General features: G+C 67.8%; 26 protein-coding genes and 1 tRNA gene. 20 read left to right on the plus strand and 7 right to left on the minus strand.

Annotation, left to right across the window (positions count from 1 at the left end; all coding sequences use genetic code 11):
* Positions 1-6: 6 nt before the first annotated feature.
* The 9 genes from purE (at position 7) to TVNIR_RS01650 (ending at position 7,342) form a co-directional block, all read left to right on the plus strand.
* Entirely contained in the window at positions 7-510 is a 504-nt protein-coding gene (gene purE, locus TVNIR_RS01610) for a 5-(carboxyamino)imidazole ribonucleotide mutase (protein WP_257720610.1), read from the plus strand.
* Complete coding sequence (locus TVNIR_RS01615) at positions 507-1,673, plus strand: 5-(carboxyamino)imidazole ribonucleotide synthase (protein ID WP_015257211.1); 1,167 nt, start codon at positions 507-509, stop codon at positions 1,671-1,673. Before purE ends, TVNIR_RS01615 begins: the two co-directional genes overlap by 4 nt.
* Positions 1,670-2,296, plus strand: coding sequence for a class I SAM-dependent methyltransferase (locus tag TVNIR_RS01620; protein ID WP_015257212.1), 627 nt, complete (start codon positions 1,670-1,672; stop codon positions 2,294-2,296). The genes TVNIR_RS01615 and TVNIR_RS01620 overlap by 4 nt, the downstream gene beginning before the upstream one ends.
* Before the next feature lie 29 nt (positions 2,297-2,325).
* Entirely contained in the window at positions 2,326-2,991 is a 666-nt protein-coding gene (locus TVNIR_RS01625; protein WP_015257213.1) for an energy-coupling factor ABC transporter permease, read from the plus strand.
* Between the two features lie 90 nt (positions 2,992-3,081).
* A complete protein-coding gene (locus TVNIR_RS01630) occupies positions 3,082-3,399 on the plus strand; it encodes a c-type cytochrome (RefSeq protein WP_015257214.1) in 318 nt (105 codons plus the stop codon).
* Positions 3,400-3,611: 212 nt separating this feature from the next.
* Positions 3,612-4,301, plus strand: coding sequence for a ribulose-phosphate 3-epimerase (gene rpe, locus TVNIR_RS01635; RefSeq protein ID WP_015257215.1), 690 nt, complete (start codon positions 3,612-3,614; stop codon positions 4,299-4,301).
* Between the two features lie 14 nt (positions 4,302-4,315).
* Positions 4,316-4,999 carry a phosphoglycolate phosphatase gene (locus tag TVNIR_RS01640; protein ID WP_015257216.1) on the plus strand — a complete coding sequence of 228 codons (684 nt, stop codon included), beginning with the start codon at positions 4,316-4,318 and terminating at the stop codon, positions 4,997-4,999.
* A gap of 40 nt (positions 5,000-5,039) precedes the next feature.
* Positions 5,040-6,521: an anthranilate synthase component I gene (gene trpE / locus TVNIR_RS01645; protein ID WP_043739053.1), complete on the plus strand. Its 1,482-nt coding sequence runs from the start codon at positions 5,040-5,042 to the stop codon at positions 6,519-6,521.
* A 26-nt stretch (positions 6,522-6,547) separates the two neighbouring features.
* Entirely contained in the window at positions 6,548-7,342 is a 795-nt protein-coding gene (locus tag TVNIR_RS01650) for an esterase/lipase family protein (RefSeq protein ID WP_043739055.1), read from the plus strand.
* A 78-nt stretch (positions 7,343-7,420) separates the two neighbouring features.
* On the opposite strand, the gene TVNIR_RS01655 is transcribed toward TVNIR_RS01650, so the two are convergent.
* Positions 7,421-7,900 (minus strand): Rrf2 family transcriptional regulator, encoded by a 480-nt coding sequence (locus TVNIR_RS01655; RefSeq protein ID WP_015257219.1) that lies wholly within the window; start codon positions 7,898-7,900, stop codon positions 7,421-7,423.
* 374 nt (positions 7,901-8,274) lie between these two features.
* On the opposite strand from TVNIR_RS01655, the gene TVNIR_RS01660 reads away from it, so the two are divergent.
* From TVNIR_RS01660 to trpC, 3 genes are all read left to right on the plus strand, one after another.
* A complete protein-coding gene (locus tag TVNIR_RS01660) occupies positions 8,275-8,868 on the plus strand; it encodes an anthranilate synthase component II (protein WP_015257221.1) in 594 nt (197 codons plus the stop codon).
* Positions 8,869-8,974: 106 nt separating this feature from the next.
* Positions 8,975-10,006: an anthranilate phosphoribosyltransferase gene (trpD, locus tag TVNIR_RS01665; RefSeq protein WP_015257222.1), complete on the plus strand. Its 1,032-nt coding sequence runs from the start codon at positions 8,975-8,977 to the stop codon at positions 10,004-10,006.
* Entirely contained in the window at positions 9,994-10,830 is an 837-nt protein-coding gene (gene trpC, locus TVNIR_RS01670) for an indole-3-glycerol phosphate synthase TrpC (protein WP_015257223.1), read from the plus strand. Before trpD ends, trpC begins: the two co-directional genes overlap by 13 nt.
* A gap of 19 nt (positions 10,831-10,849) precedes the next feature.
* On the opposite strand, the gene crp is transcribed toward trpC, so the two are convergent.
* Positions 10,850-11,485 carry a cAMP-activated global transcriptional regulator CRP gene (gene crp, locus TVNIR_RS01675; protein ID WP_015257224.1) on the minus strand — a complete coding sequence of 212 codons (636 nt, stop codon included), beginning with the start codon at positions 11,483-11,485 and terminating at the stop codon, positions 10,850-10,852.
* A gap of 91 nt (positions 11,486-11,576) precedes the next feature.
* Between crp and TVNIR_RS01680 the strand changes: the two genes are divergently transcribed.
* Together TVNIR_RS01680 and speD are read left to right on the plus strand one after the other, a co-directional pair.
* Positions 11,577-12,032 (plus strand): OsmC family protein, encoded by a 456-nt coding sequence (locus tag TVNIR_RS01680; protein ID WP_015257225.1) that lies wholly within the window; start codon positions 11,577-11,579, stop codon positions 12,030-12,032.
* 71 nt (positions 12,033-12,103) lie between these two features.
* Positions 12,104-12,913, plus strand: a complete 810-nt coding sequence (gene speD, locus TVNIR_RS01685) for an adenosylmethionine decarboxylase (protein WP_043739985.1) — start codon at positions 12,104-12,106, stop codon at positions 12,911-12,913.
* Positions 12,914-12,966: 53 nt separating this feature from the next.
* On the opposite strand, the gene coq7 is transcribed toward speD, so the two are convergent.
* Positions 12,967-13,608 (minus strand): 2-polyprenyl-3-methyl-6-methoxy-1,4-benzoquinone monooxygenase, encoded by a 642-nt coding sequence (gene coq7, locus TVNIR_RS01690; RefSeq protein ID WP_015257227.1) that lies wholly within the window; start codon positions 13,606-13,608, stop codon positions 12,967-12,969.
* 31 nt (positions 13,609-13,639) lie between these two features.
* Complete coding sequence (locus TVNIR_RS01695) at positions 13,640-14,905, minus strand: (Fe-S)-binding protein (protein WP_015257228.1); 1,266 nt, start codon at positions 14,903-14,905, stop codon at positions 13,640-13,642.
* 199 nt (positions 14,906-15,104) lie between these two features.
* On the opposite strand from TVNIR_RS01695, the gene TVNIR_RS01700 reads away from it, so the two are divergent.
* From TVNIR_RS01700 to TVNIR_RS01715, 3 genes are all read left to right on the plus strand, one after another.
* The gene (locus TVNIR_RS01700; protein ID WP_015257229.1) at positions 15,105-15,410 is read left to right on the plus strand and encodes a (2Fe-2S) ferredoxin domain-containing protein; all 306 of its coding nucleotides are present in this window, start codon (positions 15,105-15,107) and stop codon (positions 15,408-15,410) included.
* Positions 15,411-15,644: 234 nt separating this feature from the next.
* A tRNA-Met gene (locus tag TVNIR_RS01710) sits at positions 15,645-15,721 on the plus strand.
* A gap of 26 nt (positions 15,722-15,747) precedes the next feature.
* On the plus strand, positions 15,748-15,957 hold the full coding sequence (locus TVNIR_RS01715) for a hypothetical protein (protein WP_043739059.1): 210 nt from the start codon (positions 15,748-15,750) through the stop codon (positions 15,955-15,957).
* A gap of 22 nt (positions 15,958-15,979) precedes the next feature.
* Here TVNIR_RS01715 and TVNIR_RS01720 read toward each other — a convergent pair whose 3' ends face one another.
* Genes TVNIR_RS01720 through TVNIR_RS01730 form a run of 3 tightly spaced genes read right to left on the minus strand, consistent with a single transcriptional unit; the run spans position 15,980 to position 18,901 of the window.
* Positions 15,980-17,011 (minus strand): M14 family metallopeptidase, encoded by a 1,032-nt coding sequence (locus TVNIR_RS01720; RefSeq protein WP_015257232.1) that lies wholly within the window; start codon positions 17,009-17,011, stop codon positions 15,980-15,982.
* A complete protein-coding gene (locus TVNIR_RS01725) occupies positions 17,011-18,447 on the minus strand; it encodes a glutamate-cysteine ligase family protein (RefSeq protein ID WP_015257233.1) in 1,437 nt (478 codons plus the stop codon). Before TVNIR_RS01725 ends, TVNIR_RS01720 begins: the two co-directional genes overlap by 1 nt.
* A 7-nt stretch (positions 18,448-18,454) precedes the next feature.
* Complete coding sequence (locus tag TVNIR_RS01730) at positions 18,455-18,901, minus strand: hypothetical protein (RefSeq protein WP_015257234.1); 447 nt, start codon at positions 18,899-18,901, stop codon at positions 18,455-18,457.
* 113 nt (positions 18,902-19,014) lie between these two features.
* Between TVNIR_RS01730 and TVNIR_RS01735 the strand changes: the two genes are divergently transcribed.
* From TVNIR_RS01735 to TVNIR_RS01745, 3 genes are read left to right on the plus strand one after another with little or no spacing between them, the layout of a single operon-like run.
* The gene (locus TVNIR_RS01735) at positions 19,015-19,557 is read left to right on the plus strand and encodes an RNA polymerase sigma factor (RefSeq protein WP_043739063.1); all 543 of its coding nucleotides are present in this window, start codon (positions 19,015-19,017) and stop codon (positions 19,555-19,557) included.
* Positions 19,550-20,299, plus strand: coding sequence for a DsrE family protein (locus TVNIR_RS01740; protein WP_015257236.1), 750 nt, complete (start codon positions 19,550-19,552; stop codon positions 20,297-20,299). The genes TVNIR_RS01735 and TVNIR_RS01740 overlap by 8 nt, the downstream gene beginning before the upstream one ends.
* Positions 20,292-20,831: a DsrE family protein gene (locus tag TVNIR_RS01745; RefSeq protein ID WP_157092166.1), complete on the plus strand. Its 540-nt coding sequence runs from the start codon at positions 20,292-20,294 to the stop codon at positions 20,829-20,831. Before TVNIR_RS01740 ends, TVNIR_RS01745 begins: the two co-directional genes overlap by 8 nt.
* Positions 20,832-20,833: the final 2 nt, after the last annotated feature.

Consider the following 20,833-nt stretch of genomic DNA (forward strand, 5'->3'; position numbering starts at 1 on the left):
CAGCCTATGGAATCGACGAACCCCAGGGTTGGCGTGGTGATGGGCAGCAGCTCCGACTGGCCCACGATGGAACAGGCTGCGGCCATCCTCACCGAGTTGGAGATCCCGTTCGAGGCTCGCGTGGTGTCGGCCCACCGCACGCCGGACCTGCTGTTCGAGTATGCAGAGCAGGCGGTCGGGCGGGGGCTGCAGGCGATCATCGCGGGTGCGGGCGGGGCGGCCCATCTGCCGGGCATGCTGGCCGCGAAGACCCTGGTTCCGGTCCTCGGCGTGCCGGTGGCCTCACGCCACCTGAAGGGCCAGGATTCCCTGTTGTCGATCGTGCAGATGCCGAAAGGCATCCCGGTCGCGACGTTCGCCATCGGCGAAGCGGGCGCGGCCAACGCGGCGCTGTTTGCGGCGGCGATGCTCGCCAACGCCGACCCCGCGCTGCGCGCGCGCCTCGAACGGTTCCGGCAGCGCCAGCGCGACGCGGTTCTGACGCAGGATCTGCCGCCGGTGCCCGGGTGATCCTGCCGCCGGCGATCCTGGGCCTGCTTGGCGGCGGGCAGCTCGGGCGCTATGTCACGATCAGCGCACGCACGATGGGGTACCGGGTCTGGGTGCTGGATCCCGACCCTGACAGTCCTGCCGGGCAGCTGGCAGACCGCCATCTATGCGCGCCCTTCGACGACCGCAGCGCACTCGGCGAGCTCGCCGCGAATGCGGCGGTGATCACCTGCGAGTTCGAGAACGTGCCGGCGGCCAGTGCCGAATGGCTGGCGCGGCACGCCCTGCTCCGGCCCGATCCCCGGGCGCTGGCGGTGGCCCAGGATCGTATCGTGGAGAAGCGCTTCCTGGAGGCCGCCGGCGTGGCGCTGGCGCCGTGGCTGCCGATCGACGACGTAGACGCCGCAAGGGCCACGGTTCCGGACTGGGAGTTTCCGGCGATCCTGAAGACCGCGCGGCTGGGCTACGACGGCAAGGGCCAGCAGCCGGTCACGGCGCCCGGCGGCGTGGTCCGGGCCTTCCGCCAGCTCGGGGAAGTGCCGTGCGTGCTGGAACAAAAGGTGGATCTGGAACGCGAGGTGTCGGTAATTCTGGCGCGGGATCCGGACGGCCGCTGCCGGAGCTTCCCGGTGGCGGAGAACGTGCACCGCGGTGGGGTTCTGCATGTGAGCCGGGTTCCGGCCCGGATCCCGGAGTCGGCTCGTGCCCAGGCCGAGGCGATTGCGCAGCATGTCGCCGAGGCCCTCGAGTACTGCGGCGTGCTCGCGGTGGAGTTTTTCGTGACCGGGGCGGGTGAGCTGCTGGTCAACGAGATCGCGCCGCGTCCGCACAATTCCGGGCACTACACGCTGGACGCGGTGACCGTGTCCCAGTTCGAGCAGCAGCTGCGCGCAGTCTGCGGGCTTGCCCTCGCCCCGGCGGAACCGATCGCGCCGGTGGCAATGCTGAACCTGCTGGGAGACCTGTGGCCGGCCGACGGCTCGCTGCCGGACTTCTCCCGGGTGCTGGCGCAGGGGCGGGCCCGGCTGCATCTGTATGGCAAGCCCGCTGCCCGCCCGGGTCGCAAGATGGGGCACCTGAACCTGCTCGGTCCGCCGGGGGACGCGGACGCGGCGCAGGCCGTCCGGCTGGCCGAGTCGCTGTGGATGGACCTGGCCGGCCGAGCCGGAGGGGATGCGCGATGAGCGATTCGCGCTGGAGCGTGCGTACCCGGGCCGAACGGCAGCGGCTCCGGAAGGAGCTGAAGGCCGATCTGCGTTTCGCGGACGTGCTCGCGGGAGAGCGCCTGGAGTTTGTAACCACCTGGGGGCTGTTCTCCCCGCGGCGCATCGACGACGGCAGCCGGCTGCTGCTGGAACATGTCGAGCCGGATCCCGCGGACCGTTGTCTGGATCTGGGCTGCGGTTACGGACCGATCGGCCTGGTCTTGGCCCGCAAGGTGCCGCAGGGGCACTGCACGCTGGTCGACAAAGATTTCGTTGCGGTCGACTACAGCCGGCGCAACGCGGCGCTGAACCGGATCGCCAACGTCGACTGCCTGCTTAGCAACGGCTTCGACCAGGTGGCCGAGCGTCGTTTCGATCTGGTTGCCTCCAATCTGCCGGCCAAGGTCGGGCGGGAACTCCTGTACACGTATCTGCTGGATGCCTGGGACCAACTGAACCCGGGCGGCCGCCTGTATGCCGTAACGATCACTGGCCTGCGCCGCTTCATCGAGAAGGGCTTCAGGGAGGTCTTCGGCAACTACGACAAGCTCAAACAGGGCCGGGACTACACGGTAGCCCTGGCGGTTCGCGAACCCGACTGAGCACGGCTTCCCCGCCTACCGATTCGTCGATGCCTCATATCTCCGTTGCCTTTCCGCTCTGGCTGCAGATCGCCGCCGCTGTCGCTCTGGCGCTGCTGCTCGGGTGGATGCTGCGCCAGATGACCTGGAATGACATCTTCGTCCCGGGACGCATCCAGCATTTCGTGATCGCGGCGCTGCTGATGCTGCTCATCTGGAGTCTGCGCGCGCAGTCGGTGGACGGGCTGGCGATGCATTTCCTGGGCGTGACCGTGGTGACGCTGGTGTTCGGCTGGCAGCTTGCGGTGCTGATGGTGTCGCTGGTGGTCGTGATGCTCGCCGTGCTCGGCATCGTGGAACCGCTGCAGGTGCCGCTGACCATCCTGCTGTCGGGCGCGCTCCCGGCGCTGGCGGTCTGGGGGCTGCTCGGGTTCAGCGAGCGCCGGCTGCCGCCGCACATGTTCATCTACCTCTACGTGGTCGGTTTTTTCGGCGGCGCGCTTTCGGTGCTGGTGGTGATGGGCAGCTACTCGGCGCTGTTCGGCCTGTTCACCGAGGTGCCCTGGGAGCTCGTCTATTCCGAGTACCTGCGCTATACGATGCTGCTGATCCTGCCGGAGGGTGTGCTGAACGGGATGCTGATCACGGGCCTGGTGATGTTCCGTCCGGAATGGGTGGTAACTTACTCGGATGCGCGCTATGTTGATGGTCGTTAATGTCCGGTTCAGGATGGCCGTGTAGCCTGACGTTGACTCAAGAGAAGTCCGAAGAGCTTCAACCCGCACAACCCCTGTAGGAGGATGAGCATGAAGAAGATGATGGTAGTCGTGGCCGGCGTGATCATGGCTGCGGGAATGACTGGTGCCCACGCAGCCGACATCGATGCCGGCAAGGCCAAGTACGAGTCGACCTGCCTGAGCTGCCACGGTGCCGAGGGCAAGGGCCAGGCGATCTTCCCGCCGGTGACCGGCCAGGATGCAGCCTACGTCACCGAGAAGCTCGAGCAGTACCGCGCCGGCGAGCAGGTCGGGCAGCACACCGCGCTGATGGCCCCGCACGCGCGTACGCTGAGCGACGAGGACATCGCCAACGTAGCGGCCTACATCGAGGCCGAGTTCAACTGACCGCTGCCGGCTGCTGCTGGAACGGATCGCTGGGTCCGTTCCGGCGCTGACCGATACGCCGCCGTGAGCCACCGCTCCCGGCGGCTTTTTCATGCCCGATGCGGGGGCGGCACTGCAGCGGCTTTTGCCACGGCGACGGGCTTCCGGTAAAGTTTCGCGGTTCTTGAGCGCGCGTTCGCGTGCCCGTCCGAATTCGACCGCGAGGTTCCGCAATGGCCCTACCCGACCTGATTGCCCCGTCCATTCTCTCCGCCGATTTCGCCCGCCTGGGCGAGGAAGTCGACAACGTGCTGCGCGCCGGTGCGGACATCGTCCACTTCGACGTGATGGACAACCACTACGTGCCCAACCTGACGATCGGCCCGCTGGTCTGCGAGGCACTGCGCAAGCATGGCGTGACCGCGCCCATCGACGTGCACCTGATGGTCAAGCCGGTCGACCGCATCATCCCGGACTTCGCGAAGGCGGGCGCGAGCTATATCACCTTCCACCCCGAGGCGTCCGAGCACATCGATCGTACCCTGCAGCTGATCAAGGCCGAGGGCTGCAAGGCGGGGCTCGTGTTCAACCCGGCGACGCCGCTCTCGCATCTCGACTACGTGATGGACAAGGTCGACATGATCCTGCTGATGTCGGTGAACCCCGGCTTCGGCGGCCAGAAATTCATCCCGGCGACGCTGGACAAGCTGCGCGAGGCCCGCCAGCGCATCGACGCCTCGGGACGCGAGATCCGGCTCGAGATCGACGGGGGCGTGAAGGCCGACAACATCCGCGAGATCAAGGCCGCGGGTGCCGACACCTTCGTCGCGGGTTCGGCGATTTTCGGTGCGGGCCGGGACGAGGATCCGAACCGCTACGACAGCATCGTCGCCGCGATGCGCGCGGAACTCGCGAAGGCCTGAGGCGCTTGACTGTCGTGTCGCTGCCTCGCCCGAAGATGATCCTGATCGATCTGGACGGAACCCTGATCGACAGCGTTCCGGACCTGGCTTTCTGTGTCGACGCGATGATGCGCGAGCTCGGTCTGCCCGAGCGCGGCGAGGCCGCCGTGCGCACCTGGGTCGGCAATGGCGTCGAACGGCTGGTGCAGCGTGCGCTCGCCAACGATCTGGATGCGCTTCCGGCCCCGGACCTGTACAAGCGGGCGCTGCCGGTGTTCCTGCGGCTCTACCAGGAGAACACTTCCGGGCGCAGCCGGCCGTACCCCGGGGTGCGCGAGGGACTCGACCGGCTTCAGGCCGACGGATACCGGCTGGGCTGCGTGACCAACAAGGCCGAGCGCTTCACCTTGCCGCTGCTGCGTGACACGGACATCCTCGACGCGTTCGAGCTGGTGGTCTCGGGCGACACGCTCGCACAGAAGAAGCCGCATCCCGCGCCGCTGCTGCACGCTGCCGCCAGTTTCGGGGTCGCGCCGGCCGAGTCCCTGATGGTCGGTGATTCCCGCAGCGACGTGAAGGCGGCGCGCGCCGCCGGTTTCCGGATCGTCTGCATGAGCTACGGCTACAATCACGGCGCCGACATCCGCGACGAGCACCCGGACGCGGTGCTGGATCGCCTCGACCAGCTGCCCGAGCTGCTGCGGGACCGGGCGGCGTGATGCGGCGGCGCGGACGGCATCCGCGTGCGGGGCGGTGTGCATGAGCCCGGACCAGTTCGATCGTCTCGCCGGCGAGGGGCATAACCGGATTCCGCTGGTGCGCCAGGTGCTGGCTGACCTCGACACCCCTCTGTCGGTCTTCCTGAAGCTGGCGAACCAGCCGTATTCCTATCTGTTCGAGTCCGTGCAGGGCGGCGAGAAATGGGGGCGCTACTCGTTCATCGGCCTGCCGGCCCGCACGCTGGTCCGGGTCCGCGGGCATTCCATCGAGGTCGAGCATGCCGGTGCGGTCGTCGAACGCGTCGAACACGACGATCCGCTCGCCTGGATCGAGGCCTTCCAGGCCCGTTACCGTGTTCCCGACCTCGGCGGGATGCCGCGTTTCACGGGAGGACTGGTCGGCTACTTCGGTTTCGAGACGGTGCAGCTGATCGAGCCCCGGCTCGCCGGGACGGACAAGCCCGACGCATTGGGGCTGCCGGATATCCTGCTGATGGTGTCCGACGAGGTCGTGGTGTTCGATAACCTGGCCGGACGGCTTTACCTCGTCGTGCACGCGGATGCCACCCGTTCCGACGGACAGGCGGAGGCCTCCGCGCGCCTGGACCGTCTCGAAGCGCGGCTGCTGGAGCCGCTGGCCCGGGCCGAGCCGCACATGCGCCCGCACGCGGTACCGGAGTACTCTTCCGGTTGGTCGGCCGGGGCGTTCAAGGCCGCGGTGGCAAGGGCACAACGCTACATCGTCGACGGCGACGTGATGCAGGTCGTGCTCGCCCAGCGCATGAGCGTACCGTTCAGCGCGCCGCCGCTCGATCTTTACCGCGCACTGCGCGGACTGAATCCGTCTCCGTATATGTTCTACATGGACCTCGGCGACCACCACGTGGTCGGCGCCTCGCCGGAGATCCTGGTGCGCCTCGAGGATGAGCGGGTTACCGTCCGGCCGATCGCCGGCACCCGCCCGCGGGGCCGCAGCGAGGAGGAGGACCGGGCGCTCGAGGCCGATCTGCTCGCGGATCCGAAGGAACGGGCCGAACACCTGATGCTGATCGACCTCGGGCGCAACGATGTCGGCCGGGTCAGCCGTACCGGCACGGTGCGCGTCACCGATACCATGGTGGTCGAACATTACTCGCACGTGATGCACATCGTCTCGAACGTCGAGGGCGAACTGCAGCCGGGATTGAGCGCGATGGACGTGCTGCGAGCCGCTTTCCCGGCAGGTACGGTCAGCGGTGCGCCGAAAATCCGCGCACTGGAGATCATCAACGAGCTGGAACCCGTGAAACGGGGTGTCTACGCGGGTGCTGTCGGATACCTGTCCTGGTCCGGTAACATGGACACCGCGATCGCGATCCGTACCGCGGTGCTGCACGACGGCGTGCTGCACATCCAGGCGGGGGCCGGGGTCGTCCACGACTCGGTGCCGGAGAACGAGTGGCAGGAAACGCTGAACAAGGGCAGGGCCGTGGTCAGGGCGGCGGAGATGGCGATCGCCGGGCTGGGCCCGCGGCGCGACTGAACCGCGTACGCATCGGGGCGGGCGTGATGCTGCGTGGAATCTGGGTGGCCGTGCTGCTGTGCCTGCTGCCGCTGCCGGTGGCGGCCCAGGTGATGCTGCTGATTCCCGGGCACGAGGGGCAGCAGTTCCAGGCCTTTCGCGAGGCTGGCGCCCCGATCCCGCTGACGAGTTCCGGGTGGGTCGACGGCGGGCAGATGCTGCCGTCGCTGCGGGGGGTTGAGTTCGACCGTTCGCCAGAGGCCTCCAGCCGGGTCTTCTATACCCTGCTGATGCCGACCGAGCGGCCGGTCTCGATGCAGGCCGAGTGGCTGAATCTCTACCTGGATGCGGCCACCCGGCGCCACCCCGGCGAGCCGGTGATCCTGGTGGCACATTCGATCGCCGGGGTCGTCGCCCGGTATGCGCTGGTCACGCGGAAACGACCCGAGGTCGAGAGCCTGATCACCATCGCCAGCCCCCATGTCGACGGCAGCATGATCCAGTTCGGCGATTTCTTCTGGCAGTCACCGCTGGGCACCTACACACCGCTGCTCGGGTCTGGTGGCCTGCAGCGCCTGCTCGAACTCTATGCCGGCATCAGCGTGAACCAGCCGGGCAATATCCTGCGCTGGCTGGCGCACCAGAGCCACCCAGACATCCGCTACGTGAGTATCATCCGGCTGCTCGACACCGTGGTCGACCCGATGCTGCAGGATATGAACCGGGTGGCCAACCTGCGCGGGCGCTCCGAAGTGCTGTGGAGTCCCGCCGGGCACGCGCTGGAGGCAGGCGATGGCACGCTGCTCGCGGCCCTGTTCCTGGAGTCGGTCCGGCGCGACTGAACGCTGGTGAACGGATAACCCCGCCCGCTTGTGCGGACAGGGGCCCGGATCGCCCGTCGGGCGATCCGGCTCTTCGGATCAGGCGGCGTTGTCGAAGATGAAATGGTGCCGCGCGCGGTGCTGGCGCAGGTCGGGCTTGCCCATCACCTTCTGTACCTCGGGGTGGTTCGCGAACTCGTCCAGCGTGATTCCGTCCAGGAAATCGTGCAGTTTCTGGTCGAACTCCTGCCACAGCCGTTCGGTGAGCGGCAATTCCTCTTCCGAATCGCTGGGATGCTGCTTCAGGCGGTTCAGGTTCATCGTGTCCCCGAGGGCGTCGATGATGTTGGCCACGCTGATCTTGTCGGGCCGACGGGCCAGCCGGTAGCCACCGCCCGGTCCGCGAATGCCCTCGACCAGTCCGCCCTTGCGCAGTTTCGCGAACATCTGTTCGAGGTACGACATCGAGATCCCCTGACGCTCGGAGATCCCGATCAGGGTTACGGGTCCACTGCGTTCGTGGATGGCGATGTCCATCATCGCGGTGATTGCGAAGCGGCCCTTGGTGGAAAGTTTCATGGCGGACTCCTTGCATCGGTACTGTAGACGCATTAAAGCAAAGCCTGACAATTTTAGTCAAGAATGAGAGGCAAAGCCGAAAGGCGAATGCGTTCGCCCTCGGGCGCGCACGCATCGCCGCAGCCCGCGGGCGGTTTCGGGGCAGCCCCCGGTCCTGAACGCAGGCCAGCGACGCGCCGCTGTCCGTGCATGCTGCATGCGCGCAGCGGCTCGGGCGCGCCGCGCAAAAATGGTCGTGGCGTCCGCAGACGGTTTATGCTATGCGCCCCAGGCCTGGCCGCGGGCCGTCCGCGTGGCTCACGGAGTGCGTCGTCTTCGGTTTCGACCCCGGCGTCCGGCGTCACGGCCCGCCAGCAAGATAGGAAGAGCGTTCGATGATCCTGATGATCGACAATTACGACTCCTTCACCTTCAATCTCGTGCAGTACCTCGGCGAGCTGGGGGCGGAGGTCGCGGTGCACCGCAACGACCGGATCGATCTGGAGGGGGTGCGCCGGCTGGCACCGGACGGGATCGTGATCTCCCCGGGGCCCTGTACCCCGAACGAGGCCGGTGTGTCCCTCGAAGTGATCCGCACTTTCGCCGGCGAGATCCCGATCCTGGGGGTCTGCCTGGGGCACCAGGCGATCGGGCAGGCCTTCGGGGGGCGCGTGATTCACGCGAAGGCGATCATGCACGGCAAGACCTCGCCGGTGTTTCATTCCGGGCAGGGCGTGTTCGAGGGCCTGGACAACCCGCTCGAGGCGACGCGCTATCACTCTCTGGTGATCGAGCAGTCCAGCTTGCCGGATTGTCTCGAGGTGACCGCGTGGACCCAGGACGAGAGCGGCCGGCTGGATGAAATCATGGGGGTGCGCCACCGCACGCTGCCGGTCGAGGGCGTGCAGTTCCACCCGGAATCCATCCTCACGCGGCAGGGTCACCAGCTGCTGGACAACTTCCTGAAGCGCGTCGCGGTCGCGGCGTGAGCCCGGTACGGGGCATCGGAAGCGAGCGGATGGGTCGTCTGCGCGGGCCGCGGACGGTAGACTGTCGACCGCGTTTTCGATTCCAGTCAGCAACAGGGGTGGGCGGGTGACCATACAGGAAGCGATCGCCGCTTTGATCGAGCGGAAGAACCTGGATGCCGGGGCGATGACCTCGGTGATGCGCACGGTGATGACGGGGCAGGCGACGCCGGCACAGATCGGCGCCCTGCTGGTCGCATTGCGCATGAAGGGCGAGACGCCGGACGAGATCGTGGCCGCGGCCCGGGTGATGCGCGAACTCGCGACCCGGGTGCAGGTGCCTACCGACGGTCTGGTCGACACCTGTGGGACCGGAGGCGACGCATCCGGCACCTTCAATGTGTCCACCGCGTCGGCGCTGGTCGCGGCGGCGGCCGGCGCACGCGTGGCCAAGCACGGCAACCGCTCGGTGTCGTCCCGCTCCGGCAGCGCGGACGTGCTCGAGTCGCTCGGGGTGCGCCTGGGCATTGCCTTTGAGGGCGTGGCGGCCTGTATCGAGCGCCTCGGGGTCGGGTTCCTGTTCGCGCCGGCGCACCATGGCGCGATGCGCCATGCGATCGGCCCGCGCCGCGAGCTCGGCGTGCGGACCGTGTTCAACGTGCTCGGGCCGCTGACCAACCCGGCGGGCGCCCCCAACCAGGTGCTGGGCGTGTTCGACGCGCAATGGCTCCGCCCGCTGGCCGAGGCCCTGCAGATGCTGGGCAGCCGGCATGTGCTGGTGGTGCACGCCGAGGATGGCCTGGACGAGATCAGCATCGCGGCCCCGACCCGGGTCGCGGAGCTGCGCGACGGCGTGATCCGCGAATACACGCTGGTACCGGAGGATCTCGGTCTGGAACGCGCGCCACTCGACAGTATCCGGGTCGACAGCGTGGACGCGTCGGCGGCGATGATCCGCTCGGTGCTCGCGGGTGATCCGGGCGCGGCGCGGGATATCGTGCTGATGAATGCCGGCGCGGCGCTGTATGTCGGCGGCTACGCGGCGAGTCATGCGCAGGGTGTGGCGCAGGCGGCCGAGGCGATCGACAGCGGTGCCGCCAGCGAACGCCTGCGCCAGCTCGTGGAACTGACGCAGGGATTGCCCGAATGGCAGGCGTGATGCCCGGCCCGGCCGGGGTACCCGACATCCTGCAGCGGATCCTCGCGCGCAAGCAGGAAGAGATCCAGGCGCGTTGTGCGGCGCGTCCGTTGCCGGAACTCGAGGCCCGGGCCCGGGCCGCCGATCCACCCCGCGGCTTCCGTGCGGCGCTCGCGGCGCGGATGGAACTGGGCCTGCCCGCGGTCATCGCCGAGATCAAGAAGGCCAGTCCGAGCAAGGGCGTGCTGCGTGCCGATTTCGATCCCGCCGCGGTTGCCGGCAGCTATGCCCGGCACGGCGCGGCCTGCCTGTCGGTGCTGACCGATATCGATTTCTTTCAGGGGTCAGACGACTACCTGCGCCAGGCCCGTGCCGCCTGCAGCCTGCCGGTACTGCGCAAGGACTTCGTGATGGATGCCTATCAGGTTTACGAGGCGCGTGCGTTGGGAGCCGACTGCATCCTGCTGATCGTGGCCGCGCTGGACGATGCGCAGATGCGCTCGCTGTACCGGCTGGCGCAGGAACTCGGCATGGACGTGCTGGTGGAGGTCCACGACGGGGCCGAACTCGGGCGCGCACTGGACCTGGATGCCGGGCTGATCGGGATCAACAACCGCGACCTGCGCAGCTTCGAGACCCGCCTGGAGACGACGCTGGATCTCTGCGCGCAGGTTCCGGAGGGCGTGCTGCTGGTCACGGAGAGCGGGATCCACCAGCCTGCCGACGTCGCCCGGATGCGGGCGGCCGGGATCGAAGCGTTCCTGGTGGGGGAAGCCTTCATGCTGGCCCCGGACCCGGGCGAGGCGCTGCAGCGCCTGTTCGGGGCAGGGCCGGATGCAGCCTGAACGGCGCGGCGCCGGCCGGTCAGCGGGTACCGAAGACGACGATGGTCTTGCCGTGGGCGCTGATCATCCCGCGCTCCTCAAGGTCCTTCAGCACCCGCCCCGCCATCTCCCGCGAGCAGCCGACGATCTTCGCGATCTCCTGGCGCGTGATGTGCAGCTGCATTCCGTCGGGGTGGGTGATCGCGTCCGGCTGCCGGGCCAGGTCCAGCAAGGTCTGTTCGATGCGCCCGGTGACGTCCTCGAAAGCGAGATGCCGGAGTTTCTCCGATGTCCTGCGCAGGCGCTCGGCGATTTGCCCGGTCAGCATGATCAAAACCTCGGGATCGCGCATCACCAGTTCGCGGAAACGGGTGTAGGTGATCTCCGCGGTTTCCGTCTCCTCCCGGGTGATCACCGTCGCGCTGCGCGGATCGTCCTGGAAGAAACCCAGTTCGCCGAAGAATTCGCCCTTGTTCAGGTAGGCCAGCACGAGTTCCTGGCCGTCGTCTTCGACCAGTACGCGCACCGACCCGCTGACGAGATAGTACAGGGCGTCCGGGGGCGTCCCGGACAGGATGATGGTGCTGTGCTTCGGGTAGCGCCGCCGGTGGCAGTGTTCGAGCAGCCGCTCCAGTGCGGGATTCGGCGGTGGCGGTGCAGGAATCAGGCGGTTCATGCATGGTACCGTAGGCGCTTGCAGACCATAAGCTTAGCAGACTGCCGGTCCGCGGGCGGCCGGGGACTGGCGCAGGGAGGAGGTGCAGCCAATGCAGGTGCGAGTGAAGTGGATGGACGGTATGGCCTTCGTCGGCGAGACGGGGACCGGGCATGCGCTGGTGATGGACGGTGCCCCCGAGTTCGGCGGGCGCAACCTCGGCGCGCGGCCGATGGAAATGTTGCTGCTCGGGCTCGGCGGCTGCACGGCCTTCGACGTGATCGCGATCCTGAAGAAGGCCCGCCAGCCGGTGCTGGACTGCGAGGTCACGGTGGATGCGACCCGTTCGGAGAAGGTGCCGAAGGTGTTCACCGAGATCCGCGTACACTTCCGGGTTTACGGCAATGGCCTCGCCGAAAAACAGGTCGCCCGCGCGGTGGAGCTCTCGTCCACCCGCTATTGCTCCGCGTCGATCATGCTCGGGGCCTCCGCGAAGATCTCGCACGATTTCGAGGTGATCGAGGGGCTCGCACCGCGCAACGGCGCCGCCCGCGAGACAGGAAAGTGAATCGTTGACTCCCGGTTCAGGGAGTCTAGAATTCAGCGCTCTTTTGGTTGGGGCTGGAGGATACCGCCATGCTGGCTCGCCACAACAAGCGCATCAAGCTCCACGGGTTCAACAACCTGACCAAGAGCCTGAGCTTCAATATTTACGACATCTGCTATGCATCGGGTGAGCGGCACCGCGACGAGTACATCGCGTACATCGACGAGGCCTACAACGCCGCACGCCTGACACAGATCCTGACCGACGTCGCGCAGCTGATCGGTGCGAACATTCTCGACATCTCGCGCCAGGACTACGACCCGCAGGGCGCTTCGGTGACGATGCTGATCTCCGAGGAGCCCGTCGCCACCGAGCGGATCGGCTACACCGAGGGTCCGGGGCCGCTGCCGGAGACCGTTCTGGCGCACCTCGACAAGAGCCACATCACCGTGCACACCTACCCTGAATCCCATCCTGAGGGCGGGATCGCCACCTTCCGAGCGGATATCGATGTCTCAACCTGCGGACGGATCTCGCCACTGCGGGCGCTGAACTACCTGATTCACAGCTTCGAGTCCGACATCGTGATCATGGACTACCGGGTGCGCGGCTTCACCCGCGACATTCGCGGCAAGAAACATTTCATCGATCACAAGATCAACTCGATCCAGGACTTCCTGTCGCGCGATACCAAGGACAAGTACCAGATGGTGGACGTAAACGTCTATCAGGAGTACCTGTTCCACACCAAGATGGTGCTGAAGGATTTCGATCTCGACAACTACATGTTCGGGCTCGGGAAGGAAGACTACTCGGCCAGGGAAGCCGGGCGCATTGCGAAGCTGCTGAAGCGCGAGATGATGGAGATCTTCTACGGCAAGAACATGAGCCGCGCGCCCTGAGGGCATGCGCAACCGCGTGCCGGTCCCCCCAGCGCGCAGGGCGGGGCGGCGATTCAGATCCAGTAGGCGGTGCGTGTCATCACCCCGGCCATTGCCGGCATCAGCAGCTTTCGCACCGGCCAGGGCAGTGGCTGGCCCCCGAGATCCATCGCCTTCGCGCCGTGCTCGACCTCCTCCTGCTTCATCTGCTGCAGGATTGCGGCGGAGACGTTGTCCTGCCGGGGCAGGCGTTGCAGGTGGTGATCCAGATGCCGTTCCACCTGGCGCTCGGTCTCGTCAACGAAACCGAGGCTGTAGCGGTCACCGGCAAAACCCGCGGCGGCGCCCATCACGACCGAACCCAGGTACCAGAAGGGTCCGAGCAGGCTGGTATGCGTGCCCATCTGGTGCGCGCGTTCGGCGCACCAGTTCAGGTGGTCACCCTCTTCGCGTGCGGACTGGTCCAGCCGGCTGCGCACCTCCGGGCGGCGTGAACTGAGCATCTGGCCCTGATAGAGGCCCTGGGCCGCGATCTCGCCCGCATGGTTGACCCGCATCAGGCGGCCGACCAGACGGCGCTCCCCCGGTTCCAGGTGCGGCTCGGGCAGGCCCTGCGCTGGTGATGGCCGCCCGGTTGCGCGGGCGTGTCCCGAGGCCACCTTCAAGAAGGCATCTGCCTGGCTGATCAGTTCGTCGAACAGGGAAAGACGTCGCATTCCGTGATACTAGGGCGCCGCCGAGGCGCCATCAAGTAGGCCCGGGACGAGGCGGCAGGCGCTCGCGCAGGAACGCGGCCGGGGACACCATGCGCAGGGATTCCGGTGTCTGCAATGCGCGCAGATGCACGCTGCAGCCGACGTTCGGACTCACGATCACGTCGGCACCGGTCGCGGCCAGCGCCGCCAGCGTCGGCCGGCCGAGTGAATCGGCCAGCGCCGGCTGGGAAAGCATCGCGGTCCCGGCTGCGCCGCAGCAGTTCCCCGGTGGCGTGACCGCCGCCAATGTGACTCCCGGCAGCCGCTCCAGCAGGCGCCGGATTCCCGCGGTCTCGCGTGTCACATTGCGCAGCGTGCAGGGAAGGTGCAGCGCCACCCGGACCGGGTCGTCGCGCCACCGGACCCGGTCCGCCGGCAACTCCGCGAGCAGTGCGGTCAGGCTCGTGACACGCTGCTGCCACCGGATCTGCGGATACTCGCGCAGCTGCGCCTCGCAGCCGCTGTCCAGCGCCAGGATTGGCCGGGTTCCGGTGCCGAACGCCGCCTCGTTGCGCCGGCGCAGTGCGTCGGCCTCGGCCGGCCGGCCGAGGTGTTGATCCAATGCCCCGCAACAGACCTGGTTGCGCGGTACCCACACCTGCAGACCGAACGCGGAGAGCACCTCGAGCGCGGCTGCAGCATCCGGCCCGGTAAAGAACGCGTCCATGCAGCCGGTGAACAGCAGCACGTCCGCGGTGTCAGGGCCGGTGGGCGCCGGCAGCGCCGGCATGCGCCGCAGCGAGGGTCCCGTGTGCCGCAGCACCCGCCCGAGGCGCGAACGCGCCGGCAGCAGGTGGCGCAGCCCCAGCCAGTGGGCGGTCCGGGCGGCCAGCGCCGCGAACCGGCGCGCGGATCGCCGCCGCAGAACCAGGTTGCGCAGGGGCGCGACCAGCCGGTCCGGGATCGGGTGCCACCGGCGGGCCGGGTTCTCGCGCAGGATCGTGCGCGTGGCGTCCATCAGGGCCGCGAACGGCACGCGGGCCGGACAGACCGCCTCGCAGGAGCGGCAGCCCAGACAGCCCTCGAGGTGGGCCCGGAGGCGCTCGTTCCCGGGATCCAGCCGGCCCTGTGCCAGGCCCTGCATCAGGGTGATGCGGCCGCGCGGCGCGTCGCCCTCATCCCGGTGCGCGGCATAGGTTGGGCAGTGCGGCAGGCACATTCCGCAGAGCACGCAGCGGTCCGCCGCGGCGAGCGCCGCGGCGAACGGTGCGGCAACGGCTCGGTCCGGCCCGCCGTCGGCGCTCGATTCGGTTGGCATGGATTTTACTTGCGACGGCTGCACCCGTTCAGGATACCTGCAGCGAGGGTGCGTCTGCGCGGATCGCAGGTGGACAATGGGGTCGTCGGTGCGAGAGTCGGCGTGTGGGGCGATGCCCCGGCGGTGGCATCGGGCACCCTGGCGCGTGTCGCGGCGGCCGCCCGGACGCTATGATGGCAGGCCGACCGGCGGAGGTGACATGGCCTACTACGAGCGACACATCTTCTTCTGCAACAACATCCGCGACGACGGCAATTGCTGCGAGGACCACGGGGCGACCGAGATGCGCGCCTATGCGAAGGAACGCGCGAAGGCCATGGGCATCCACGGCAAGGGCAAGGTACGGGTCAATACCGCGGGCTGCCTGGACCGGTGCAACGAGGGCCCCGTGGCGGTGGTGTACCCGGAGGGGGTCTGGTACACATACCAGGATCGCCGCGACATCGACGAGATTCTGGAAGAGCACCTCAAGGGTGGCCGCGTGGTGGAACGCCTGCGTATCTAGCGGTCCGTGCCTAAGGTGCGTCACCCGATCGCTTCGCCAAACACGCCGGTGCCGTGCTCGGCAAGTTGGCAACAGGCGGGCGATTCCTGCATCTGCCCGGCTGCCCATCGGCACCCGGCTTTCCGCACGGTCCGCTGCAGTGCCCGTGACCCCTCGCGGATGCGCCGCGGGCGACAGCCCAGGTTCAGCGGCTTGACATTGGCGCGCCGGCGCTCGAGAATTCGCAACCCGCATGGCTACGTAGCTCAGCTGGTTAGAGCACATCACTCATAATGATGGGGTCCCCTGTTCGAATCAGGGCGTAGCCACCACCTCTTCCGTGCGCCCGACCCTGCCGATGAAACGCTACGGTATTCGCATCACGCTCCCCCAAGACAGCACCCTGCGGGCACCGCATCTGCTCGGGCCGGAATGGGAGTCGTTCCGCTGGTTCGACAGCGAGGCCGAACGCGAGCGCGCGCTGGCCGAGATGTCCCGGACCCTTCCCAACTACCGCAGGGGCGATCGTGTGTCCCAGGTGCTGGAGCGGGTCGAGCGCGACGCCTGAAGTCGCTCGCTACGCGGCGGGGTCAGCCCCGGCTGGCCTGCCCGAGGTCCATCGGTTCCATCAGGTAGCACAGGCAGTCCTGCGCGATCACGCGCGTGTCCAGCGTCAGCATCGAGGGCATCATCGGTTGGCGCAGATACACGTCCGTGCCAGCCTCGCCCAGGTATTCCCGGGTGACGTCACGCCCGTCCGGCGCGATCGCGACCAGCGCGTCGAGTCCGGCGCGCGCCTGGCGTACCAGCCGGGTTCCCGCGGGCAGCATCTGGAAGTTCAGGCCGTCGAGGTCGGGTTCCAGCGTCACGTCCGCGGAGGTGCCCACGCCGATGTGCAACCCCGGGCGCACCCGGACCTGGGCGACGGTGTGGAAGATCTCGATCTCCTGGGCGGCGGGTGCATGCACCGGGAACCGCTCCAGGTGCAGCACCGCATCGACGAACTCCGTTGCGTGGGCGATCCCCGCCTCCTCACCCGGGTGGCCGCACTCCAGCGTGACCGATGGGGCGAGCGCGGCCAGCGCCATCGACGCCACCCCGCGCGGCCGCGTGAAATAGACCACGGTGCGGCCGAACATGGCGGCAAGGCTGAGAAACGAGTCTCCGAGGCGGTTGATACAGGCATAGTGGGGGTTGCGGCCGGTGTTGTTGTGCAGGTCGATCGTCGCGAAGAGTCCATCATGCCGCAGCCGTTCGATGATCCGGGCGAACATTGCCGCCTCGGGCGATCCGGGGTGTTCGGTGCCGGGCCAGATGCGGTTGAAGTCCGGCTGGTCGTCGAGGTGGCGCTGGCCGAGCGCTGCCGCGCGCACGTTCCCGACGACCAGCGTCAGCGCGCGCGGCAGCGCCCGGCCGGCATGCCGGCGCAACAGGCGCTGCACCGCCTGCAGTCCGACTGGTTCGTTGCCATGGAGCATCAGGACCACGGTCAGCGCAGGTTGTCTCAGCCCCGCAAGCCGTATGATCGCGGGCCGGGGCAGGATCCGGTGCAGCGTCTCGGGGATGGCGTCCAGGAACCCGTCCGGAAGGGCGTGGAGTTCGTCGAATGGCGACGGCTCCATCAAAGGCTCCAGGTATGTACCGGTCGGCCGGTGGCCTGCCAGGCTCGGTACGCGCGCGTCAGGGCCGTCATGTCGTCGCCGTGCCGGTCGACCCATTGCTGCTGCCAGACGCTGCCGGTCTGGCCCGACTGGATCCGGGCCGCGATGATGCCAAGCAGGTGGTCGCGCTCGTTGGCGTCGATCCCGAGCCGCTCGAGTCCCTCCGCCGCCCTGGGGAGCAGCTGGTGCTGCAGCAGTTGCCGGGCCGGCTGCGGGGCTCCGCCGTCCCACTGCAGTCGACCCTTCAGGCCGTAGCGCGCCGCCGCGTAGAAATTGTCGCGCGCACTTGCGAACGGAAGCGTTCCGTGGCCCGCGCCCGGGCTGGCCACCAGGTGTTCGACCAGGCCCAGCAGCAGTGCGGCATTGGCCAGCATGTCTGGCAGGGTCGGACCGGCGGGCAGGCTGCGGTGTTCGATGCGCAGGTTGAAGCTGCCGTCCGGATCCACGCCCAGAATCGGCCGGTTCCAGCGCCAGATCGTGCCGTTGTGCAGGCGCAGGTGCGGCAGACCGGGATCGTTTTCGGCCAGGCGGCTGGGCAGCAGCACCGGGAAGTGCTCCAGGTTCTCGACGAAGGCCTCGATGATGCTTTCGCGCAGGTAGCCGCTGCCGAAGGTCACCCGGCGCAGCGGCCCGCGGGCCGACTCGCCGAAGCCGCCGACCTCGACCGCCTGTTCGAACAGCGGGATCCGCGTTTCCTCCCACAACCGTTTCGAGAACACGAACGGCGTGTTCCCGGCCGCGGCCAGCACCGGGCCGGATGCCGCCAGCGCGGCGTTGTAGACCCGGTGCGCCACCGCGGGTGCGGTCTCGATGTGGATCTGGAACGAGGTCGCCGCTGCCTCCAGCATCACGTCGCAGTGTTCGTGGCGCAGGTGCTCCTGGCCCTCGATGTCCAGGCGCAGCGGGCGTTGCGCGCGGCGTTCGAGTACCGCCGCGTTCAGCGCGCGGAAACGGGTGCGCCGCGACATGTGATGCAGGCCGAGCTGTTCCGGGGTCAGGGTGGGCAAAGAGCCGGCCAGCAGGATATGGCCGCCGATCTGCTCGGCGGCCCGCTCGGCGCGGCGCAGCGTCTTCGCCAGTTCCGTCATCATTTCGCAGAAGCAGTCCGGTCCCGTGCGGAACACGCTGGAATTGAGTTCCACGTTGAACTGTGCGAGTTCCAGCGTGGCCAGTGGGCTCGCGAAGGCCTCCAGGAAGGCCTCGTTCCGAGGCAGGGGCTGGCAGGCGTCGTCGATCAGCCAGGCCTCGATCTCAAAGCCGATCCGCGGCTGTCCAGGGCCTGGGTCCTCCTGGCTGCGCAGCCAGTGGCCCAGGCGCCGGGTCTCGCACTCGAGATTGTGGGCGAAGCGCCGGTCGTCCTCCGCCGTGAACCGGTGTTCGCTGATTTCCTCGCCCATGACTCCGTCACTCCTCGTCCTCGTTGGCCCCGTCGTAGAGGCTTTCGAGCAATTCGCCCCAACGCTGTTCGTGCAGTTCGATGAAAGTCAGCAACCGATGCCGGAACGCCAGGTATTCGGACTCGAAGCGTTCGAAGTCCTGGCCCTCGGTCACCCGCTTCGCGGCCCGGTCGGTCTGGAGCAGGCTGTCGCGCAGATTCAGGCTGGCCGCCATCGCGCCCTTGACTCGTTCCCGTTCGCGGGGGATCCATTTTCGGTCCGACAGCAGCGAGCGCAGGCTCTCCCCGATCTCCAGCATCCGCTTGCGCAGCCGTGGCAGGGCTCCGATGGTACCGCTCCTGAGATCGGCCCATACCACCATGACCATCAGGCGGCCCCAGGATTCACGCAACTCACGGACCGTTTCGGGGTCGAAGGCGAAGGCAGCGTCCAGCTTTTCGGGATCGAAGGACATCGGGTGGGCTCCGTCCAGCCGGGCAAGGTGCTGGAATAGCGGCTGGAGGACAAGCGTCCTACAGCCTACAAGAACACGCAAGATCGCGATGACGGTCGGGTGAGGAGATGAGCATGGCAACGTGGCTCAGGCAGCGACGTTTGCGTCAGCAGGTGTGTGAATTGCGCCCACAGCTCTACAGAACGGCGTTTGCCTGGTGTCACGATGCCGCCCTGGCCGACGACTTGGTGCAGGAAGCGATGATGAAGGCGCTGACCCGCCTGAAGACCCTGCAGGACGACGCCGCGCTGAAGGCCTGGGTGTTCCGGATCATGACCAACTGCTACCGGGACTGGGGCCGGCGCCAGCGCGATACGGTAGACGTGGACGACATCGAACTGCCCTGCGACGACGCCTGCCCGGAGACCGAGCGCGGCCGGGTGGTGCTCGACGTCCGCCGGGCGATGGCGCGGCTCAGTGACGACCATCGGCAGGTAATCGCGCTGGTCGATATCGAGGGCTTCGCGTATGCGGAGGTCTCGGAGGTGCTGGGCGTGCCGATCGGAACGGTGATGAGCCGCCTGAGTCGTGCCCGCGGGCAGTTGCGCAAGCTCCTGCTGGAGCAGGCGGACCAGCGGTCTCCGGCGCTCAGATTGATCAGGAATACCCATGAGTGACCGTCGTCCCAGCGAAGAGATCCTGAACGCGTTCGTGGACGGAGAGTTCTCTCCCGAAGATCGGCTGGGAACCCTGAAGACGATCGCGGCGGACGAGGCGCTGAGCCGCGATGTCTGCGATCTCTACCAGTTGAAGGAACTGGTGGCCATGGCCTATCGCGCTGATACGCTCCCGGCCCCCGATGTCCGGCAGTGCCGCACCGGGGAGCGTCACCCGGCTGCGTGGCTGACCGCGGTGGCTGCCAGCTTGGTGGCGCTGGCGCTGGGCACGATCGCAGTGCTCGAGATGACCCGCGAGCAGGTGCTCGATGGGCCGCAGCAGGTGGCGACCGCGCCGGACGGAACCGCGGCGACGGTCCCAGACGCCGGCGAGCGTGCCGACCAGGTGCTTCTGCACGTGACCGATGTCCAGATCGACGACGCGGAGGTACTGTTCGACGACATCGAGTTCATGTTCGAGACCGCGTGGTTGCACGGCCAGGATCTCGAGGTGCAGGTCGTGGTGCACGGCAACGCGATGGACCTGGTGCGCGCGGATCTCGCGCCGTTCCCGAATCGGATCCGGGAGCTGGTGCATACCTATCCCGGGCTCAGGATCACGGCCTGCGGCCAGTCGCGCGCCCGGCATGAACGGCAGGAGGGCCGGATGATCGAGTTCCTGCCCTGGGTCGAGGAGGTCGAGTCGGGGGTGCGCGAGGCCGCGCAGAAGCAGCAGCAGGGGTGGACCTACATCCGTGTCTGACGCAGTCCACAGACGTTTGCCGGGCGCGGCAGCCGGGCGCTGCCCCGACCACGTGGGGTGGGGGCGTGATCGTGGATCGCCGCAGCCCGCGTGCGCCGAACGGCGCCGTTTCCATCTTGGGATCCTGTTCGGGTTGCTGGCGGCTGCCAGCGGCGCCGCGTGGGCCGGGCAGGGCCGTTCGCGCGTCGTCTATCACGTGAACCGCGGCGATGCCGAAACCCACCTGAACGCGTTGCAAAGGGTGCAGGACCATATCGATGCCGTCGGGGCCGAGAACATGGAGGTCCGCGTCGTGTTGCACGGCAGCGGTCTCGATCTGCTGCTGGCGGCCCATGACGACGCGAGGATCCGGGACGGGGTGGATTCTCTGAAGCTGCAGGGCGTGCGCTTCGAGGTCTGCGGTCACACGATGGCCCGGCGGCAGATCCCGGTCGACGCGCTCTACGACGCCCGCGACGCCGATGTCGCGCTCAGCGGTGTTGCGCGTATCTTGGACCTGCAACGGCAGGGCTACACCTATGTCAAACCCTGAGT

The sequence above is a fragment of the Thioalkalivibrio nitratireducens DSM 14787 genome (assembly GCF_000321415.2).
GTDB classification, from domain to species: domain Bacteria; phylum Pseudomonadota; class Gammaproteobacteria; order Ectothiorhodospirales; family Ectothiorhodospiraceae; genus Thioalkalivibrio; species Thioalkalivibrio nitratireducens.

Excerpts from the sequence above, each read along its gene's own strand:
- TVNIR_RS01655 (WP_015257219.1), bottom strand. The coding sequence starts at position 7,900 with ATGAAACTTTCCACCAAGGGCCGCTTCGCAATCACCGCGATGATGGAC.
- coq7 (WP_015257227.1), bottom strand. The coding sequence starts at position 13,608 with ATGCGACGTCTTTCCCTGTTCGACGAACTGATCAGCCAGGCAGATGCC.
- TVNIR_RS01730 (WP_015257234.1), bottom strand. The coding sequence starts at position 18,901 with ATGTCCTTCGATCCCGAAAAGCTGGACGCTGCCTTCGCCTTCGACCCC.
- TVNIR_RS01660 (WP_015257221.1), top strand. The coding sequence starts at position 8,275 with ATGATCCTGATGATCGACAATTACGACTCCTTCACCTTCAATCTCGTG.
- TVNIR_RS01695 (WP_015257228.1), bottom strand. The coding sequence starts at position 14,905 with ATGCCAACCGAATCGAGCGCCGACGGCGGGCCGGACCGAGCCGTTGCC.
- rpe (WP_015257215.1), top strand. The coding sequence starts at position 3,612 with ATGGCCCTACCCGACCTGATTGCCCCGTCCATTCTCTCCGCCGATTTC.
- TVNIR_RS01725 (WP_015257233.1), bottom strand. The coding sequence starts at position 18,447 with ATGGGCGAGGAAATCAGCGAACACCGGTTCACGGCGGAGGACGACCGG.
- TVNIR_RS01720 (WP_015257232.1), bottom strand. The coding sequence starts at position 17,011 with ATGGAGCCGTCGCCATTCGACGAACTCCACGCCCTTCCGGACGGGTTC.
- trpE (WP_043739053.1), top strand. The coding sequence starts at position 5,040 with ATGAGCCCGGACCAGTTCGATCGTCTCGCCGGCGAGGGGCATAACCGG.
- TVNIR_RS01630 (WP_015257214.1), top strand. The coding sequence starts at position 3,082 with ATGAAGAAGATGATGGTAGTCGTGGCCGGCGTGATCATGGCTGCGGGA.
- TVNIR_RS01680 (WP_015257225.1), top strand. The coding sequence starts at position 11,577 with ATGCAGGTGCGAGTGAAGTGGATGGACGGTATGGCCTTCGTCGGCGAG.
- TVNIR_RS01700 (WP_015257229.1), top strand. The coding sequence starts at position 15,105 with ATGGCCTACTACGAGCGACACATCTTCTTCTGCAACAACATCCGCGAC.
- TVNIR_RS01740 (WP_015257236.1), top strand. The coding sequence starts at position 19,550 with ATGAGTGACCGTCGTCCCAGCGAAGAGATCCTGAACGCGTTCGTGGAC.
- crp (WP_015257224.1), bottom strand. The coding sequence starts at position 11,485 with ATGAACCGCCTGATTCCTGCACCGCCACCGCCGAATCCCGCACTGGAG.
- TVNIR_RS01620 (WP_015257212.1), top strand. The coding sequence starts at position 1,670 with ATGAGCGATTCGCGCTGGAGCGTGCGTACCCGGGCCGAACGGCAGCGG.
- TVNIR_RS01625 (WP_015257213.1), top strand. The coding sequence starts at position 2,326 with ATGCCTCATATCTCCGTTGCCTTTCCGCTCTGGCTGCAGATCGCCGCC.
- TVNIR_RS01715 (WP_043739059.1), top strand. The coding sequence starts at position 15,748 with ATGAAACGCTACGGTATTCGCATCACGCTCCCCCAAGACAGCACCCTG.
- purE (WP_257720610.1), top strand. The coding sequence starts at position 7 with ATGGAATCGACGAACCCCAGGGTTGGCGTGGTGATGGGCAGCAGCTCC.
- trpC (WP_015257223.1), top strand. The coding sequence starts at position 9,994 with ATGGCAGGCGTGATGCCCGGCCCGGCCGGGGTACCCGACATCCTGCAG.
- TVNIR_RS01735 (WP_043739063.1), top strand. The coding sequence starts at position 19,015 with ATGGCAACGTGGCTCAGGCAGCGACGTTTGCGTCAGCAGGTGTGTGAA.
- TVNIR_RS01650 (WP_043739055.1), top strand. The coding sequence starts at position 6,548 with ATGCTGCGTGGAATCTGGGTGGCCGTGCTGCTGTGCCTGCTGCCGCTG.